At 64.5% G+C, this 3,722-nt stretch carries 3 protein-coding genes; 1 reads left to right on the top strand and 2 read right to left on the bottom strand.

Annotation, left to right across the window (positions count from 1 at the left end; genetic code table 11):
- Nucleotides 1–96: 96 nt before the first annotated feature.
- Nucleotides 97–891: an ESX secretion-associated protein EspG gene (locus FB390_RS01605; protein ID WP_141807355.1), complete on the bottom strand. Its 795-nt coding sequence runs from the start codon at nt 889–891 to the stop codon at nt 97–99.
- Complete coding sequence (locus FB390_RS01610) at nt 888–2,909, bottom strand: hypothetical protein (RefSeq protein ID WP_141807356.1); 2,022 nt, start codon at nt 2,907–2,909, stop codon at nt 888–890. The genes FB390_RS01605 and FB390_RS01610 overlap by 4 nt, the downstream gene beginning before the upstream one ends.
- Before the next feature lie 559 nt (nt 2,910–3,468).
- Between FB390_RS01610 and FB390_RS33350 the strand changes: the two genes are divergently transcribed.
- A complete protein-coding gene (locus FB390_RS33350; protein WP_185756913.1) occupies nt 3,469–3,639 on the top strand; it encodes a hypothetical protein in 171 nt (56 codons plus the stop codon).
- The last annotated feature ends 83 nt before the right edge of the window (nt 3,640–3,722 follow it).

Here is a 3,722-nt window from a genome sequence, read left to right on the forward strand (position 1 = left end):
AACCTGCTCGTCCTCGAGCGCACGGACCACCACGGTGATCTCGGCGTCGATCGAGGCGGTCAGGCACGCCGATGGCCACCGGCCGTCCGCGCTCGATCAGGCACGGCGCGAGAGCCTCTCGTCCTTGATGTTCTGGACGACCTTCGCGATCTCCTTGTTGATCATGATCGCAAACTTCTTCTCGTCGACGGGTTCCGCGACCGGTGCCGGGCCCGGAGCGATCAGATATCTGCCGTCATCGGGTAGATCCCGCCATTTGAGCTCGAAGGTGAGCCGTCCGCGCGGGCCGTACACCGAATAACCCTGGCTTACCCGCACCACCCCGCGCGACGCCGCGATCGTCTTTTCGAACCGTTCCCCGGACACCGGTGTGGAGCCGCCATAGGGGTCGTCCCACAGGCCGGAACTACTCGTGTCGACCATCTCTTCGCTCTTGGGTACCGGCAATTTGATACTGCCCTGTTTTCCCGGTTCGACTTTCGGCAGTTCAGCCACCACCGCATCGGCCAGAGCCAGTGGCTCGCATTCGGTGACGGTGAAACCGGCGGCGTGCTCGAAGGTCTTGCCGGTCACCTGCTTCAGCAGGTACCCGCGGTCGCCACGCCGGACCGCGAGCACACGGACCCAGCCTTCCGCGCGCTCGTACTCCCGCTCGTCGAATCCGCGAACTTCGAGAGCGATATCCGGTTGCAAGACAGCCTCGGAAATCTCATCGAGCACCCGATCGTCCTTGCCCCGCCACCGTTCCCGAACAAGGTGCAACGCACGTTCGTATTCATCGGTGGTCTGCATTTCACAGATGTAAGTGAACGGACGCGGCAGAATCGTGCCCTCGGACCGCGACCACAGGGCCATGAACTCGGTGTCGGTGAATTTCCAAGTGCGGCTCACTGTTCGACCACCGGCCTGACCACCTTCGGTGCCTCACCGAGCATTTCGTCCAGGTGCTGGTCGGATTCGAGGTAGGCAGGACGCTTGTAGTTCTGCTGACCCTGGCCCGCGCCCTGGCCGGCTGCACCGGCGGGCCCGGGGGAACCGGGCATCGCCTGCGGGGCTGCCCCAGCCCGGCCGAGCGCGCCGAGACCTGTTCCGGCGGCGGTCGCCATCGAGGCGGCGCCCGCGCGGGGGAACAGCTTCGCGGCTTCGGTCAGACCCACTCCCTTTGCCATGGAGCCCGGGCCAGGACCGGGACCGCCGAGTTTCGCCGCCAAGTCGCCCGCCTTCGGTATGCCGTTGGCCAAGGCGTTCTGCGCGGCTTGCTGCGCGGCCGCCAGCGCCTCGCTCGCACCCTTCTGGCCACCCTGGAGGGCTTGCTGCGCAGCCTGCTGCGCGGCCTGCAACCCTTGCTGTGCGGCCTGCTGTGCCGCCGACGCGGCTTCCCGCGCAGCGGCTTGCGCCTGCTGCTGCTTCTGGTAGGCCTCTTGCTGCGCGGCCGCGTTCTTGGCGCGCTGCTCGGCCTCGGCCTGCCTGCGGTCGTTCTGGGCCCGCTGCTGCTGCTCGTAGGCCTCTTGTTCCCTCGCGCGCCGGGCCGCGTCTCTGCGCTGTTGCTCGGCGAACTCCGCGGCCTTCCGCTGCTCGTTCGCCGCGTTGGCCTGTGCCTTCTTCTGCTCCGCGGTCAAGCCTGGACCGGGGCCGGGGCCCGACTTGAGGTTGGCAGGACCGGGACCAGGGCCGGGGCCAGGACCGGGGCCCTGAGTTCTCGCCAGCGCCTGCCTTTCTTCCTCGGAGAGCTTGCCGTCGTTGTTGGTGTCGCCCGGGGTCTTTTCGTTGTCACCGATCTTCCCGTCCTTGTTCTTGTCTCGGGGATCGTAGATCGGCGGGACACCCGCGAACGCTTCGGTCGGGTATACGAGTTTCGGAATGCTCCTTGCCGTGAATTCGACTCCCCGTACATAGGTTTCGCCGAACATCTGCTGCCGGTCGGTCAGGTAGTAAGTGGGGTCGTCTTCTTCCCTCGCGTACGGCGGCGCCCAGTAGTGAGTATCCACCAAGAATTGCGAGACGTATTCGAGGAGAGAATGGTGCTGTTTGGCGGTCGCCGCAAGTGGCTCGAGGGAGACGCGGTAGTTGTCGAGTGCGGTTTTGATCGCCTGTGCGCCTTCACCCTGCCACACTTTGTCATCCCCCGCGGCAGGGTTCAGATGTTTCGCGACCGCGTTACCGAAGTCCACGCTCCACTCGCTGATCTTTTCGCCGATGTACTTCCATTCGGCGGCATCATCGGCGACCAGGTCGGCGGTGACCCCGCCTTCCAGGTAGTTTCGGTTCGCATGGAGGGCGGCCCAACTCCTGGCTCGCGTTTCTCCGATACCCGTCTTCAGAGTTTCCTTGGCCTTCAGATCGGGCTGCTTCCGGTTGTCCTTCACATGGAAGTCGCTTTGATACCCGCTCGGCGCCCCTTTTCGGGTGGTCGGCATCCCGTCTGCATCGTAGTTGTAGCCTTTGCGGTATTTTCCGTGATCACCCTCGCGTTGCGTGAGAGCACCCGGGGCCTTGCCATCGTTGTATTGCGTCTCTTGGAGCGGGGTCGTAATCCCGTCCAACTGGCGGAGCAGATCCTGGACGTTGCCTTCCTCGGTGTTGGCCATGTTCTTGCCCGCCGCGACAACGGAGTCGAGCATGTCGTCGAGGATCTTGTGATGCGCGCAGAGAATTCGGTACATCTCTTGGCCCTGCTTGCCGAACTCCTTGGCGAGCGCCGGACCCGAGGTTATTTCGGGCGTGGCAAGGTCGACCATCTGGGTGAGCGTGGTCGCATTTCCCCGCAGGGCGAACAACTTCCATTGGAAATTCGAGATCGCCTGCCCCAACTCGATAGCCGCCTGCGGATCGAACTTGAGCCACCCCGCGTCCCCCGCGCGTTTCTTGATGTCCGGCCAGGGATTGTTGGGCATCTCCAGGTCCGGCATCGCAGGACCGGTGCTCCCGCCGTCATCTTCCCTAGGTGGCATGCCTCGTACTCCTCGACTATCTCCGAACCCCGGGACCGTCACGTGCGCCCGTGTGCCGTCTCGCAATCCATCTTGTCACGGAATCGCCTGCGGAACACCTCCGCACGACCCGTAAGACTCGGCTACGCAGGGCATCCGGACATTCGGTCATTATCGCTCGCCCGTTGCTATCCGAACATGGTGGCCGCCAAGGAAAGTGCTAAGAAACGGTTAGGAAATATGCGGGTAGTGGACGCGGTCGTCCTCGGACAGCGCGGTGATGCGGAGTTCGCCCGCTCCCCCACAGGTCGGGCACAACCGTGACCCCTGGCAGTTGCGGCAGCGGTGGCGGCCGGTGGCGGTGGGCGCCTTGGTCCCAGTTCTCGCACGCAACCCTTGTGTGCCCTGCCATCCAGTGCCGGATCACGGCGACCGAAGCGATCGCGCTAAGGAACGGTAAGGAATCGATCCGCGCATGTCCGGCGGTCGGTCACCGCGCAACCATGTAGTGAGAAGACCCTTTTCGGAGGTGGAGTACATGTCCGAGGAATCGATCTGCACCGCGATCATCGGCGAGGACGATGTGGCGCACGCCCACCGGCTCATGCAGGTGCACCGTTCGTGCCCGCGATCCTGCCCGTCTCGCCGCGCCGCACTGGAAGTCCTTGTCGCCGCAGGTCATTACCGGTTGTCGACGCGGTTCGGGTGACGCCGCCGAGGGTTGGCCGCGATCGGCGCGACGGCGAAGGCAATTGAGTAGTTATCCGGACATGGTGGCCGCCAAGGAAACGG

The sequence above is a fragment of the Nocardia bhagyanarayanae genome (assembly GCF_006716565.1).
GTDB classification, from domain to species: Bacteria; Actinomycetota; Actinomycetes; order Mycobacteriales; family Mycobacteriaceae; genus Nocardia; species Nocardia bhagyanarayanae.